Annotated in this window: 10 protein-coding genes; 8 read left to right on the top strand and 2 right to left on the bottom strand. The window is 65.4% G+C overall.

The genetic code is table 11. The features are described 5' to 3' along the window. Positions 1-23: 23 nt before the first annotated feature. Positions 24-1274, top strand: coding sequence for a multidrug effflux MFS transporter (locus A3M7_RS0128830; RefSeq protein ID WP_027547040.1), 1251 nt, complete (start codon positions 24-26; stop codon positions 1272-1274). A gap of 201 nt (positions 1275-1475) precedes the next feature. Here A3M7_RS0128830 and A3M7_RS0128825 read toward each other — a convergent pair whose 3' ends face one another. Continuing rightward, a complete protein-coding gene (locus tag A3M7_RS0128825; protein WP_371090219.1) occupies positions 1476-3071 on the bottom strand; it encodes a glycosyltransferase family 39 protein in 1596 nt (531 codons plus the stop codon). Between the two features lie 230 nt (positions 3072-3301). Further along, on the bottom strand, positions 3302-4909 hold the full coding sequence (locus A3M7_RS0128820; RefSeq protein ID WP_027547038.1) for an ABC transporter substrate-binding protein: 1608 nt from the start codon (positions 4907-4909) through the stop codon (positions 3302-3304). A 270-nt stretch (positions 4910-5179) separates the two neighbouring features. Between A3M7_RS0128820 and A3M7_RS0128815 the strand changes: the two genes are divergently transcribed. The 7 genes from A3M7_RS0128815 (at position 5180) to A3M7_RS0128785 (ending at position 14602) form a co-directional block, all read left to right on the top strand. After that, complete coding sequence (locus tag A3M7_RS0128815; protein ID WP_027547037.1) at positions 5180-6310, top strand: M20/M25/M40 family metallo-hydrolase; 1131 nt, start codon at positions 5180-5182, stop codon at positions 6308-6310. Between the two features lie 264 nt (positions 6311-6574). Continuing rightward, positions 6575-7516, top strand: coding sequence for an ABC transporter permease (locus A3M7_RS0128810; protein WP_027547036.1), 942 nt, complete (start codon positions 6575-6577; stop codon positions 7514-7516). Between the two features lie 18 nt (positions 7517-7534). Next, positions 7535-8422 carry an ABC transporter permease gene (locus A3M7_RS0128805; RefSeq protein WP_027547035.1) on the top strand — a complete coding sequence of 296 codons (888 nt, stop codon included), beginning with the start codon at positions 7535-7537 and terminating at the stop codon, positions 8420-8422. Positions 8423-8552: 130 nt separating this feature from the next. Then, a complete protein-coding gene (locus A3M7_RS0128800) occupies positions 8553-10202 on the top strand; it encodes an ABC transporter ATP-binding protein (RefSeq protein WP_027547034.1) in 1650 nt (549 codons plus the stop codon). A gap of 293 nt (positions 10203-10495) precedes the next feature. Beyond that, positions 10496-12001, top strand: a complete 1506-nt coding sequence (locus tag A3M7_RS0128795) for a M81 family metallopeptidase (protein ID WP_027547033.1) — start codon at positions 10496-10498, stop codon at positions 11999-12001. Between the two features lie 13 nt (positions 12002-12014). After that, the gene (locus A3M7_RS0128790; protein WP_027547032.1) at positions 12015-13178 is read left to right on the top strand and encodes a M20 aminoacylase family protein; all 1164 of its coding nucleotides are present in this window, start codon (positions 12015-12017) and stop codon (positions 13176-13178) included. A 2-nt stretch (positions 13179-13180) separates the two neighbouring features. Further along, a complete protein-coding gene (locus A3M7_RS0128785) occupies positions 13181-14602 on the top strand; it encodes an amidase (RefSeq protein WP_027547031.1) in 1422 nt (473 codons plus the stop codon). Positions 14603-14627: the final 25 nt, after the last annotated feature.

Below are 14627 nucleotides of genomic sequence, written 5' to 3'. Positions count from 1 at the left end.
CCTCTCAATCAGAGGTGAGCTTCTTGTCCGACGTCAATGCCGACAGTTGGGTGTCCTCGGGACACCGGCCTATGGGTTTTCCCGAATTCGTCATCGTGATCGCGTCCATCATGGCGCTGAATCCGCTTGCGATGGACATGATGCTGCCGGCGCTCCCGAATATCGGGGCCGCTTTCAAGATTCCCGTCGCCAACCATCTTCAGCTCGTGCTGTCGACCTTCCTGATCGGCTTCGGCGTGGGCCAGTTCGTCATGGGTCCGCTGTCGGACCGCTTCGGCCGGCGCCCGGTGCTGCTCGGTGGCATGGCGGTCTATGCGGTGGCGAGCGTGCTGGCGGTTGCCGCGCCCTCGTTCGAGACGCTGCTGCTGGCGCGTGCGCTGCAAGGGCTCGGCACCTCGGCAACGCGCGTGATCGCGACCTCGATCGTGCGCGACTGCTATGTCGGCCGCCGCATGGCGAGCGTGATGTCGCTTGCCATGATGGTGTTCATCGCGGTGCCCGTGATCGCGCCGTCGTTCGGACAGGCGGTGCTGCTCGTCACGCAATGGCGCGGCATCTTCGTCGTGCTGATGCTCTATGGACTGCTCGCGCTCGCATGGTCTGTGCTGCGGCTGCCCGAAACCCTCCCTCAGTCAGAACGCAGGTCGCTGGCGCCCGCCGACGTGCTCTCGGCGTTCCGGCAGACCCTGACCAATCGCCAGACCATCGGCTATGCGACGGCCGCCGGCAGCGTCATCGGCGCACTGTTCGCCTATGTCTTCTCGGCCCAGCAGGTCTTCACCGGCATCTATCACCTCGGCCACTACTTCCCGCTCGCCTTCGCCGCGATCGCGGCCGGCACCGCCGTTGCCGGCTTCCTCAATGCGAGGCTGGTCGGGCGGCTCGGCATGCGCGTGATCTCGCACGGCGCCCTGACGCTCTATGCCGTGGTCGCCAGCGTCATGCTGGTCACCGAAATCCTGAACGTGCTGCCGCTTGCCCTGTTCATGGCACTGTCGGCGCTCATGATGTTCTCGTTCGGCATGATGGTCGCGAACTTCACCGCGCTCGCCATGGAGCCGCAGGGCCACATCGCCGGCACCGCCTCCTCGCTCTACGGCTCGATCACGACGCTGATCGGCATCGTGGTCGGCATGGCGATCGGGCAGAGCTTTGACGGCACGCTGCTGCCGTTCTCGGTCGGCTTCTTCCTGTCGACGCTGGCTGCGCTCGCGATCGTGCTGGTGGTGGAGAAGGGCCGGCTGTTCAGGCCGCATCATCGCCCCGTCGGTTAAGGAACTTGCGGGCGGCCTCGATGTTGTAGTGCAGCAATTCGAGAGGCCACTGCCATGGAACCGGAACACCGCGAAGAGCCCACCTCAGATCGGCCTGATACGGGACGTTCCGAGCCAAACGCCGAGCAGGCTGCGTTCAACGCGCCTTTCGCAAGCGAAGGCCTCGAGCGGGTGCGCGACAGCCATTGCTGAGCGCGCAGCCTATTGCGCCGGACGCCGGCTGGCGCTGAAATCGTCTGCGGCGCTCTCGGGCGCGGCGCTGCTTCCGCGCGGTGGCACCATCAGCACGACAACCTCCCGCGTGACACCGGGCCGGCCCCACAGCATGGCCTGCACGGTGAACTCACGCCTGACGAACTGCCCGGCGCCGGCGGACACCGACTCCATCCACCGATTGCAATAGTCCTGGCCGCGGAAACAGAGCGCCGCCCAGCCGCGGTCCAGCGTCATCTTGCGCGGCAAGCCCCAAGTGTATTGGTACGCGAACGGCCGTGCATAACGCGGATGGTCGGGGCTATAGAACGCCGTCGCAAAAGCCAGCGCGTCATCGCCACTCACGGCGCTCAGCGGCGCGCCGGTCAGTTCGCGCCACTCGCGCGTCAATTCGCTGGCCGCCTGCGCGTAGAAGTTCCGGCCCTCTTCGTAGCCGTGATTGTTGCGATAGACGGCATGGATCGGGGCCGCGACCAGGACGGCGGCGAGCGCGACGCCGGCCACGAGCATCGTGACGTTGACGGTGTGGAACCGCTCGATCGGATAGCGCGTGCCACAGACCACGAGAACGATGAACAGGAACAGCCCCTGCAACGCCCACAGCGACGGCAGATCCGTCCCCATTACAAGCGACGTCAGCACCGGCAGCACGATCGTGCCGATCGCAACGTAGAAGAGAAGTCGCAGGCCCGGACTCATTGCCGCGAAGTCGGCCGGAACCTGCTTCAGCCGCGTGCCGGCGATGAGCATCCAGAGCACGGCCGACACGCTCATGGCCGCAGCCAGCCCCAGCAGGAAATTCTTCGCCTCACCGAGCGAGCTCACGGCGCTGCCGTTGGCGTGAGCCAGCGCGTAGGTGAAGGTCGACGCGCCCGTCGTCGCAAGCCAGTAGAGGTGCGGCGACAGCGCCGCGAACCCGACGGCGACCGAGATCCAGGGCGAAGCGGAGGTGAAATAGGCGCGCCGCGCCGGATGCGCCAGCGCGGCAAAGGCGAAGCTCGCGACGAGAAAGATCGAATAATATTTGCCGACCATCGCGAGCGCCGTGGTGCATCCCACCGCGACCGCCCACAGCGGGCCGCGCGTCTCGAACGCGCGCAGGAAGCACCAGGTCGCCAGCGGCCAGATCGCGAGCAGCACCGCATTGGCGTTGAAGCGCTGGGCGTGGAACTGATAGGCCGGCGTCAGCATCAATAGCAGCAGCACCAGGATGCGCTTGTGCCCGGTCACGAACTGCCGCGAGATCAGATCGACGAAGACCAGCGCAAGCCCGGCATTGGCCATCGCCATCAGTTGCAGCGACCCGTCGCTGAGCGGAAAGACGAAGGTCCATGCCGCCGTAACCCACCCCATCAACGGCGGATGCTTGTGATAGCCGAAGGCAAAGTTCCGCCCCAGCGTCCAGGCCTCGAGCGTATCAGGGTGCAGGCCGCTGCCGGCATAGGCGATGGCCAGATAGAGCGTCCAGATCGCAACGAAGCAGGCGATGAGAAGCGGCACGGCCCAGCCCGCCTCGACGCCGTCGAGCCAGCGCAGGAAAGGCCGGCGCCATCGCGCCGGCGCGCGATCTGACCGTTCGGCCATCGCCTGGAATGCAAAATCGAACGGCACAGGAATCAAATGGGACAAGGAAAGTGATGCGCGAGGACGACACATCTATTTCAGGTTGGAAACAAATAGCAATGATTGAGAATTGGAAGCGCTAAAAGTTCCAGGGCCTTCTCAAGGTGACGCCGAGCTGAAACGACAACGGCGCCGCTGATGACAGCGGCGCCGCGTGATGATCCGGATGAAAGGCGGAAGGACGCGCCCGCCTACTCCGACTTGTCGACGTTCCAGAACAGGGGCGTTGCGGGGCCATCGAGCACACCGCTCAGCGATTTGCGCCAGCCGCTCGGCAGCAGATACTGCCCCAGCGGAACGTAGATCACCTGCTCATAGGCTTCCTTCTGGATGTCGGCGGCGATCTTCTTCTGCTCGTCGATCGACGGCGCGCGGACGAAGGCATCCTTGAGCTGCTCGATCTTGGCGTCTTCCGCCCAGCCGAACCAGCCCTTCTTGCCCTGGCCGCCGATCGAGAGATTGGCGATCGGGTTGGAGACGTCGGCCGCGACCCAGTTGGTGAAGAACATGTTCCAGCCGCCTTCCTTCGGTGGCTTCTGGCTGGCGCGGCGGCTCACCACCGTCTGCCAATCGGTCGCCTGCAGGTCGACCTTGAAGCCGGCCTCGCGCAGCAGCTGGGCGGCCACGATCGGCTGCGCCTTGAGCGTCGTGACGTCGCCGGGTGCCATGACGACGATCGGGGTGCCGTCATAGCCGGACTCGGCGAGCGCCTTCTTGGCTTCCGCCATGCCATTGCCCTTCACCAGGGTCTCGGCGCCGACCTCGGTCGCCAGCGGCGTGTCGCACACGAAGAAAGCGCCGCAGATCTTCTGATATTTGGCGTTGCCGACGAGCGCATCGAGAACGTCCTTCTGGTTCATCGCCAGAAAGGCAGCACGGCGCACTTTCACGTTGTCGAACGGCGGATGAAGGAAGTTCATCCGCCCGAGCGTCTGAAAGCCGAACTTGTTCGAGACCTCGAGCGTGATCTCCTTGTTCGCTTCCAGCACCGGCAGCATGTCGTACGGCAGGTTCTCCATGAAGTCGATGTCACCCGACTGCAGCGCGTTCACCGCGGTCTGCGAGTCCGGCATCGTGATCCACTCGACGCGGTCGACCTTCACCACCTTGCCGCCGGAGGTCCAGCTCGCCGGCTCCTTGCGCGGCACGTAATCGGTGTTCTTGACGTAGACGGCCTTCACGCCGGGCTGGAATTCCGACTGCACGAACTTGAAGGGGCCCGAGCCGATCTGCTCGGGGATCTGCTTGTCCGCCGGCGTCTCGGCGAGGCGCTTCGGCATCATGAAGGCGACGCGCGAGGACGGCTTGCCGATGGAGTCGAGCACGAGGCCGTAGGGCTCCTTCAGCTTCAACGTGATGGTCTTGGCGTCGGTCGCCTCGATGCTCGCGGTGAAGTCCAGGAGCTTCTGGCCCATGCCGTCGACCGCGGCCCAGCGCTTCAGCGAGGCAACGCAGTCTTCCGCGGTCACCGGCGCACCGTCATGCCACTTCAGGCCGTCGCGCAGCGTGAAGGTGTAGGTCAGCTTGTCGTCGGAGATCTTCCAGTCCGCCATCTGCGGCTGGATCTTGAAGTTCGAATCGGTGGCCACCAGCGTGTCGTAGACCATGTAGCCGTGGTCGCGCGTGATGTAGGCCGTGGTGAAGATCGGATCGATGATGCGCAGGTCGGAATGCATCACCGCAGTGAGGGTCTTGCCGGCTGCAAGCACTGGCGAGGCCAGCGCGGTCGAGAGCGCGACGACCGACAGCGCAAGTTTGGAGGCGAACGCGCGAGGCGCCCGGCGCGTGAAGTGGAACATAAAAAGTTTCTCCTGACGTGAAACTGTTCAAAGGCAGGTTATTGATTGGGCATTCGGTTCGTTCTTTGGGCGAACTAACCTCATGCAATGCCTTTATCTTTTCGAGACTTGCAGACAGTGCCGAGCGCGTCAATCCGGTTTCGCTGCAGGCCCAGGCGGCGCGCGCACGGGCTCCCCAAAGATCGGTTTGGCTCTACAACGCTCTCCGCTCGTCCTGCCCCACGCCGATGCAATGCGCGTTCCATCTTTCGAAGCTTGAGAGAGATTACGATGAATCCAGCCAATCTTCCCTTCGATTCCGAGGCGATGCTCGAAGGCCTGCGTGGCTGGGTGGAATGCGAAAGCCCGACCTGGGATGCGAGCGCCGTGAACCGCATGCTCGATATCGCGGCGCGGGATATGGCCATCATGGGTGCGACGATCGAACGCATCGCCGGCCGTCAGGGCTTTGGCGGCGTGATCCGCGCGCGCTTTCCTCATCCGAAGCAGGGCGAGCCGGGCATCCTGATCGCCGGGCACATGGATACCGTCCACCCGGTCGGCACCATCGAGAAGCTGAAATGGCGGCGCGAGGGCAACAAGTGCTACGGCCCCGGCATCTACGACATGAAGGGCGGCAACTATCTCTCGCTGGAAGCGATCCGGCAGCTGGCGCGCGCCGCCTTCACCACGCCGTTGCCGATCACCGTGCTGTTCACACCGGACGAGGAGGTCGGCACGCCCTCGACACGCGACCTCATCGAGGCAGAGGCTGCGCGCAACAAATATGTGCTGGTGCCCGAGCCCGGCCGTGCCGACAACGGCGTCACCACCGGACGTTACGCCATCGCGCGATTCAATCTCGAGGCGACCGGCCGGCCGAGCCACGCCGGCGCGAGGCTGTCGGCGGGCCGCTCGGCGATTCGCGAGATGGCGCGGCAGATCCTCGCCATCGACGCGATGACGACGGAGGACTGCACCTTCTCGGTCGGCGTCGTGCACGGCGGACAATGGGTCAATTGCGTTGCTACGACCGCCACCGGCGAAGCGCTTTCGATGGCCAAGCGCCAGGCCGATCTCGATCGCGGCGTCGAGCGGATGCTGGCTCTGTCAGGCACAACCAATGATGTTGCGTTCAAGGTGACGCGCGGCGTCACCCGGCCCGTGTGGGAACCCGATGCCGGCACCATGGCGCTGTACGAGAAGGCGCGCGATATCGCCAGATCGCTCGGCGCCGAATTGCCGCATGCGAGTTCGGGCGGCGGCTCAGACGGCAACTTTACCGGCGCGATGGGCATCCCGACGCTCGACGGCCTGGGCGTGCGTGGAGGCAATGGCCACACGCTCGAAGAGTATATCGAGGTCGAGCGCCTGGTCGAACGCGGCCGCCTAATGGCAGGGCTGCTGGCGACGCTGGAGTGATTTTGGGCTCGTCATTCCGGGGCGGTCCGAAGGACAGAACTATGGTGCGCACTTGCGCACCTGAGAATCTCGAGATTTCGGGGTTCGCGTCTTCGACGCGCCCCGGAATGACGACGGCAGGAAAGACGGCTCGCTGCTCAAAACAACTAGCCGCACTGCAAAACCTGTGGCCCTGATGGCACGGGAATTGCTGAAATGTTAGGCTGATGGCAGAACAGGCAACGACCACTGCCGCCGATTTGACTCTAATCTGACGGATTCAACTTGCTCGGATATCTCCTACGCCGAATCTTTGCCGCCGTGCCCGTGATGGGCGTCGTCGCTCTGTTCGTCTTCCTCCTGCTCCGCCTCACCCCCGGCGATCCCGCCGCGATTCTCGCCGGCGACAACGCCACGCCGGAACGGCTGGAGCGCATCCGTGCCTCGCTCGGCCTCAACGAGCCCCTGATCGTGCAGTTCATCACCTGGGTGAACAAGCTGCTGCACGGCGATCTCGGGACCTCGCTGATCTCCAACCTGCCCGTGATGAAGATGATCGGCCAGCGCGTCGAGCCGTCGATCTCGATCGCGCTGTCGACCATCATCCTCGCCGTCATCGTCGCAGTCCCCCTGGGCGTGATCGCAGCGTGGAAGCACGGCACCTGGATCGACCGTTTCGTGATGGGTCTCTCGGTGCTCGGCTTCTCGGTCCCGGTGTTCGTGGTCGGCTATCTCCTGATCGAGGTCTTCGCCATCGACCTGCGCTGGGTGCCGGTGCAGGGCTTCCGCAGCATCTCGAACGGCTTCGGTCCGTTCTTCGAGCGCATGATCCTGCCGACCTGCGCCCTCTCCTTCATCTACATCGCGCTGATCGCGCGCATGACGCGCGCGGCGATGCTCGACGTGCTCGGCGAGGACTATGTCCGCACCGCGCGCGCCAAGGGCATCAACGAGGTCGCCGTGATGATGCGCCATGCGCTGCGCAACGCCGCCGTGCCCGTGATCACCGTGATCGGCACCGGCTTTGCGCTTCTGATCTCGGGCGTCGTCGTCACCGAGAGCGTGTTCAACATCCCCGGCATCGGCCGCCTCACCGTGGATGCGGTGCTGGCGCGCGACTATCCGGTGATCCAGGCCATGATCCTGCTGACGTCGCTGATCTATGTCGTCGTCAATCTTCTCATTGACGTCGCCTACACCCTGCTCGATCCGCGGATCCGGTACTGAGGCAAGGATAAGGACAAAATGTCGGTCGATACCCTTCCCCAGTCGTCCATTCCGATCACGTCGCCGCTGCGGCCGCGCTTCGGATTCCTCACCTCGACGCCGATCATCGCCACGGCGACGGTCTTGCTCGCGCTGATCGTGCTGATCTCGATTCTGGCGCCGCTGATCGCGCCGCATGATCCGATCCAGCTCGCGCCGTCGCAACGATTGAAGCCGACCTCGGCGCAATTCCCGCTCGGCACCGATGCCTACGGACGCGACCTGTTGTCGCGCGTGATCTATGGCGGCCGCATCTCGCTGCTGATCGGGATCGGCTCGGCGATCCTGTCGATCGTCATCGGGCTGGCGATCGGTCTCGTCTCCGGCTTCTTCAAGCTGGTCGATGCCGTCCTGATGCGAATCATGGACGGCCTGATGGCGATGCCGAGCATCCTGCTCGCGATCGCCGTGGTGTCGCTGTCCGGTGCCAGCATCTGGACCGTGCTGATCGCGATCACGATCCCCGAAGTTCCGCGCGTGGCACGCCTGGTGCGCTCGGTCGTGCTGTCGGCGCGTGAGGAACCCTATGTCGAAGCGGCGATCTCGGTCGGCTCATCCCTGCCGAAGATCATGTGGCGGCATTTGATGCCGAACACGATCGCGCCTCTGATCGTGCAGGGCAGCTACGTCTGCGCCTCCGCGATCCTCACCGAGGCGATCCTCTCCTTCCTCGGTGCCGGCATCTCGCCGGAGACGCCGACCTGGGGCAACATCATGGCCGAGGGCCGCCAGTACTTCCAGATCAAGCCGTCGCTGATCTTCTGGCCCGGCCTCCTGCTCTCGATCGCCATCCTCAGCATCAATCTGATCGGCGACGCCGCCCGTGACGCCCTCGATCCCCGCATGAAGCAGCGGGAGGGGAAGTGATGCGAGTAGCGCTGTCATTCCGGGGCGCGCCCCTTGGCGCGAGCCCGGAATCCATTTCAACGCCTGGACTGACGCCCGATGGATTCCGGGCTCGCGCTAACGCGCGCCCCGGAATGACGAGAGAGCTTGCATGACCAACCCTGTCCTCGACATCAACAATCTCGTCGTTTCCATCGGCAAGAAGCCGAAGGGCGCGAACATCATCGACGGCATCTCGATCCAGGTACACGAGCGTGAGACGCTGTGCCTCGTCGGCGAAAGCGGCTCGGGCAAGTCGGTGACCTCGCTGACCACGATGGGCCTGCTGCCGAAGGGCACGCTGGTGCCCACCGCCGGCAGCGTCAAGCTGGTCGGCGAAGAGCTGCTCACCGCAACCGACCGCCGGCTGCGCCAGCTCCGCGCGACGCAGATGGCGATGATCTTCCAGGAGCCGATGACCGCGCTCAATCCGGTGGTGCCGGTCGGCCGCCAGATCGACGAAGTCCTACGCGCCCACACCGATCTCGATGCCAAGGCGCGGAAGAAGCGCATCCTCGACATGATGGAGCAGGTGCGCCTGCCCCAGGTCGAGCGCATCTTCGCCTCCTACCCGCACCGCCTCTCCGGCGGCCAGCGCCAGCGCATCATGATCGCAATGGCGCTGGTGCTCGAACCGAAACTGCTCATCGCCGACGAGCCGACCACCGCGCTCGACGTCACCACGCAGAAGCAGATCCTGACCCTGATCCGCGACCTCCAGCGCGACCACGGCACGGCCGTGCTGTTCATCACCCACGACATGGGCGTGGTGGCTGAGATCGCCGACCGTGTCGCCGTGATGCGGCAGGGCCGCCTCGTCGAGACCGGTCCGCTCGAGACCGTGCTGCGCAACCCGACCATGGAATACACCCGCAACCTGCTCTCTGCGGTGCCGAGCCTGGTGCCGCGCGCGGCGCGCCCCGAGACCAAGGAACCGGTGGTGCTGGAAGCCAACGACCTCAGCAAGGTCTATAAGGAGCGCGCCTTCTTCGGCAAAGGCCGCGAGGTCGTCGCCGCCGACAAGGTCACGCTCACGCTGCGCAAGGGCCGCACGCTCGGCATCGTCGGCGAGAGCGGTTCGGGCAAGTCGACGGTGGCACGCTGCATCGTCCGCCTGATCGACCCGACCTCAGGCGGCGTGCGCCTGTCCGGCCGCGAGATCTCCGACATCTCGCGTCGCCTGCTCCAGCCGCACCGGCAGAAGATCCAGATCGTGTTCCAGGACCCCTATCGCTCGCTCAACCCGCGCGTCACCGTCGGCGAGAGCATCGCGGAAGGCCCGATCAATTACGGCGTCTCGCACGCAGACGCGATGAAGCGCGCCCGCGAGCTGCTCGAGCTGGTCGGCCTGCCGGCCGATGCGGTGTCGCGCTATCCGCACCAGTTCTCCGGCGGCCAGCGCCAGCGCATCGCGATCGCGCGTGCGCTCGCGCTCGATCCGGACGTGCTGGTCGCGGACGAAGCTGTCTCCGCGCTCGACGTCTCGGTGCAGGCGCAGGTGCTGGAACTGCTCGACGAGATCCAGAAGCGGCTCGGCATCGCCATCCTGTTCATCACCCACGATCTGCGCGTCGCAGCGCAAATCTGCGACGAGGTCGTGGTGATGCAGCACGGCCGCGTCGTCGAACAGGGCCCCGCCGCCGAGGTGCTGACGCATCCGAAAGAGGCCTACACCAGGGCCCTGCTGGAGGCAGCCCCCGGCCGCGGCTGGGACTTTGCGAACTTCCGGCCGGTGTCGGAGGGCGTGGCGGCGACGGCTTAGCAACATCTTCGGTGTCGTCCCGGCGAAAGCCGGGACCCATACCGCGGTATTTCTCGGTCGCGCGTGGTACTAGTCCCGAACGACCAGCCTTCGCCAAAGTTCGCCCTGTGGCTATGGGTCCCGGCGTTCGCCGGGACGACACTGAGGATGTAGAGGCGCCTCCTCTCACACACCGCATCCGCAGCATTCCCAAAACGTCTTGACCCTATGCACGGCGCGAGTGCGTCCCGCCTTGCTCTCTCCGCAAGGGCAAGGCTAACGTCGCGCACTTTCAATTGCCTGGACTTGAGTTGATGACACGTATCGCCGTCGGCGGCTTCCTGCATGAGACCAACACCTTCGCTCCGACGAAGGCGACGTTTGCGGACTTCCAGCATGGCGGCGGCTGGCCGGCGATGACGCAAGGTGCCGACGTGCTGAAGGTGATGCGGCACATCAATGTCGGCCTCGCCGGCTTCGTCGACAGCGCCGAAGCCAATGGCTGGGAACTCATCCCAACCATCGCCTGCGGCGCGAGCCCGTCGGCGCATGTCACCCGGGACGCCTTCGAGCGCATCGTGAACGTGATGGTCGACGGCATTGCGGCGGCGGGTCCCGTCGATGCGGTCTATCTCGACCTGCACGGCGCGATGGTGACGGAGCATCTCGACGACGGTGAAGGCGAAATCCTGGCGCGGGTACGCCGCGTCATCGGCGAGGATGTTCCGCTGGTCGCCAGCCTCGACCTGCATGCCAACGTCACGCCGGACATGATGGGACATGCCGACGCGCTGATCGCCTACCGCACCTATCCGCATGTCGACATGGCCGAGACGGGCCGCGCCTCGGCGCGACATCTCGCGCTGCTGCTGAAGAGCAAGCAGCGCTTCGCCAAGGCGTTCCGGCAACTGCCGTTCCTGATCCCGATCAGCTGGCAGTGCACCAACGACCAGCCGACCAAGGGCATCTACGAGAAGCTCGCAGCGCTCGAGAGCGACGCGGTCCCGACGCTGTCCTTCGCGCCCGGCTTCCCTGCCGCCGACTTCCGCGATTGCGGGCCGAGCGTGTTCGCCTATGGCAAGACGCAAGCCGACGCCGATCGCGCTGCGGATGCGATCGTCAAGCTGATCGAAAGCCACGAGGACGATTTCGACGGCAAGATCTGGTCTCCCGACGACGGCGTGCGCCATGCGATGGAACTGGCGAAGGGCGCCAGCAAGCCGATCATCATCGCCGACACCCAGGACAATCCCGGCGCGGGCGGCGATTCCGATACCACCGGCATGCTGCGCGCGCTGGTGCGCAACAAGGCGAGCGCTGCGACCGGCGCGATCTACGATCCGGAATCGGCGAAGGCCGCGCATGCGGCCGGCGTCGGCGCCACGGTGACGCTGTCGCTCGGCGGCAAGTCCGGCATTCCCGGCGACGAGCCTTATCGCGAGACCTTCGTCGTCGAAAAACTGTCCGACGGCCGCTTCATCGCACCCGGCCCCTATTACGGCGGCCGCGAGATGGAGATGGGTCCTTCCGCGGCGCTGCGCATCGGCGATGTTCGTGTCGTCGTCTCCTCGCACAAGGCGCAGCTCGCCGATCAGGCGATGTACCGCTATGTCGGCATCGAGCCGACCGAACAGAAGATCCTGGTCAACAAGAGCTCGGTACATTTCCGCGCCGATTTCGAGCCGATCGCGGAACAGCTGATGATCTGCGCCGCCCCGGGCGCAATGCCGGCCGACACCGCCTCCCTGCCCTGGACGAAGCTGCGCCCGGGCATTCGCATCAAGCCGAACGGCCCCGTTTTCAATCCTCCTTCACGCTAACTGGACAGAACACATGCCCACGATCGATCGCATCGACGGCTATGCCGACGAACTCACCGCTATCAGGCGCGACCTCCACGCCCATCCCGAGATCGGCTTCGAGGAAGTGCGCACCTCCGGCATCGTCGCCGACAAGCTGAAGGGCTGGGGCATCGAGGTGCATCGCGGTCTCGGCGGCACCGGCGTGATCGGCGTCATCAAGGGCAAGGGGTCGGGCGGCAAGCGCATCGGCCTGCGCGCCGACATGGACGCGCTGCCGATGGAAGAGAACACCAATCTGAAATGGAGCTCGAAAATCCCCGGCCGCTTCCACGGCTGCGGCCATGACGGCCACACCACCATGCTGCTCGGCACCGCGCGCTACCTCGCCGAGACCAGGAACTTCGACGGCACCGTGCACCTGATCTTCCAGCCGGCCGAGGAAGGCCTCGGCGGCGCCCGCGCGATGATCAAGGACGGCCTGTTCGAGAAGTTTCCCTGCGACGAGCTCTACGGCCTGCACAACGCGCCCGACCTCAACCACGGCGAGATCGCGATCCTGCCCGGCCCGGCGATGGCCAGCGCCGACTTCTTCGACCTCCGCATCACCGGCTATGGCGCGCATGGCGCGATGCCCGAGCGCTCCAAGGACGCGGTGATCATCGCGACCACGCTGGCGCAGGCGATCCAGACCATCGTCAGCCGCAACGTCGAGCCGCTGCAGGCTGCGGTAGTGTCGATCACCCAGATCCATGCGGGCTCCGCCTACAACGTCATTCCCGGCGACGCGCATCTTTGCGGCACCATCCGCACCTTCTCGAAGGAAGTCCGCACCCTGGTCAGCGAACGCATCCGCACCATCTGCGCCGGCATCGCGAGCGCCTATCAGTGCGCGATCGACGTCGACATCCGCGACACCTTCAATGTGCTGGTCAACCAGGTCGAGCAGTCCAAGGTGGTCGAGGAGGTGGCGCGCACCGTCGTCGACCCCGCCAAGGTGATCACCCGCACCCAGCCGAAGATGGGCAGCGAGGATTTTGCCGACATGTTGGAGACCATTCCCGGCGCCTATTTCTGGGTCGGCCACGACGGCTCGGTGCCCGTGCACAATCCTGGCTTCGTGCTCGACGACAAGATCCTGCCGATCGGCGCCAGCATGTTCGCCCGCATCATCGAAACGCGCATGCCGGTGGGTTAGCAATGCACAAGAAGAGCGTCGAGGAGGCGGTCACCTCGCTGCACGATCTGTCCGCGGTCGATCTGATCGCAGGCTATCGCGCCAAGCAGTTCTCGCCGAGCGAGGTGCTGGAGGACGTGCTCACGCACGTCGCTGCGTGGGAGCCGCACCTCAAGGCGCTCTATGCGTTCGATCCCGACGGCGCGCGGGAGGCCGCAAAGGCCTCGACCGCGCGCTGGACCGGCGGCGAGCCGTCCGGCCCGCTCGACGGCGTTCCGGTGACGGTGAAAGACAACATCGCGACCAAGGGCGTGCCCGTGCCGCTGGGTGCTGCCAGCGTCAAGCTCGTGCCGGCCGAGAAGGACGCCCCGCCCGCCGCGCGGCTGCGCGAGGCCGGCGCGATCATCTTCGCCAAGACCACCATGCCCGATTACGGCATGCTGTCCTCGGGGCTCTCCAGTTTCCACGCGCTCGCGCGCAACCCCTGGGACCTCTCCAAGAATCCCGGCGGCTCCAGCGCCGGTGCGGGCGCGGCCGCCGCGGCCGGCTACGGTCCCCTGCATCTCGGCACCGACATCGGTGGCTCGGTGCGCCTTCCCGCGGGCTGGTGCGGCCTCGTCGGATTGAAGCCGAGCTTCGGCCGCGTGCCGATCGACCCCACCTATGTCGGCCGCGTCGCCGGCCCCATGACCCGCACGGTGGACGATTGCGCGCTGATGATGAGCGCGATCGCAAAGCCCGACCGGCGCGACGGCATGAGCCTGCCTGCCGAACCGCTCAACTGGAAGGGGCCGGAGAAGTCACCGCGCAAATTGCGGATCGGATTGATGCTCGATCCCGGCGTCGGCCTGCCGCTGGAAAAACCGGTGCGCGAGGTCGCGGTGAAGGCGGCAAAGGCATTTGAATCCGCCGGCGCTGTTGTCACCGAGGTCGATGGCATCCTCACGCGCGAGATGCTCGACGGTCTCGACAATTTCTGGCGCGCACGAATGTGGGACGATCTGTCCAGGCTGACGCCGACCGAGCAGGCAAAGGTGCTGCCCTACATCTTCAAATGGGGCGAGTCCGGCGCAAAACTGTCGGGCGTCGACGTGATCCGTGGTTTCAACCAGACCATGGCGATCCGCGCCGCGGCCTCAAAACTGTTCTGCGAGCTCGACTATGTGATCTCGCCGACCGCGCCGAACGTGAACTATCCGGCGGAATGGGCCTCGCCCACCAACGATCCGATGAAGCCGTTCGAGCACATCGCCTATACCGTGCCGTGGAATATGTCGGAGAACCCTGCCATCTCCATCAATGGCGGCTTCGACGCCAAGGGCTTTCCCATCGGCGTACAGATCGTCGGCCGCCGCTTCGACGACATCGGCGTGCTCGGCATGGCCAAGGCCTTCGAGAGCTTGCGCGGCCCGCAGCGGCCCTGGCCCAAGCCGCCGGCGAAATAGTCTACACACTCCGTCANGNCCGNNC

Source organism: Bradyrhizobium sp. WSM2254 (assembly GCF_000472645.1).
Lineage (GTDB): Bacteria > Pseudomonadota > Alphaproteobacteria > Rhizobiales > Xanthobacteraceae > Bradyrhizobium > Bradyrhizobium niftali.
The sequence above is the reverse complement of the archived record's forward strand: the minus strand, read 5'-3'. Positions and strand labels throughout refer to the sequence as shown.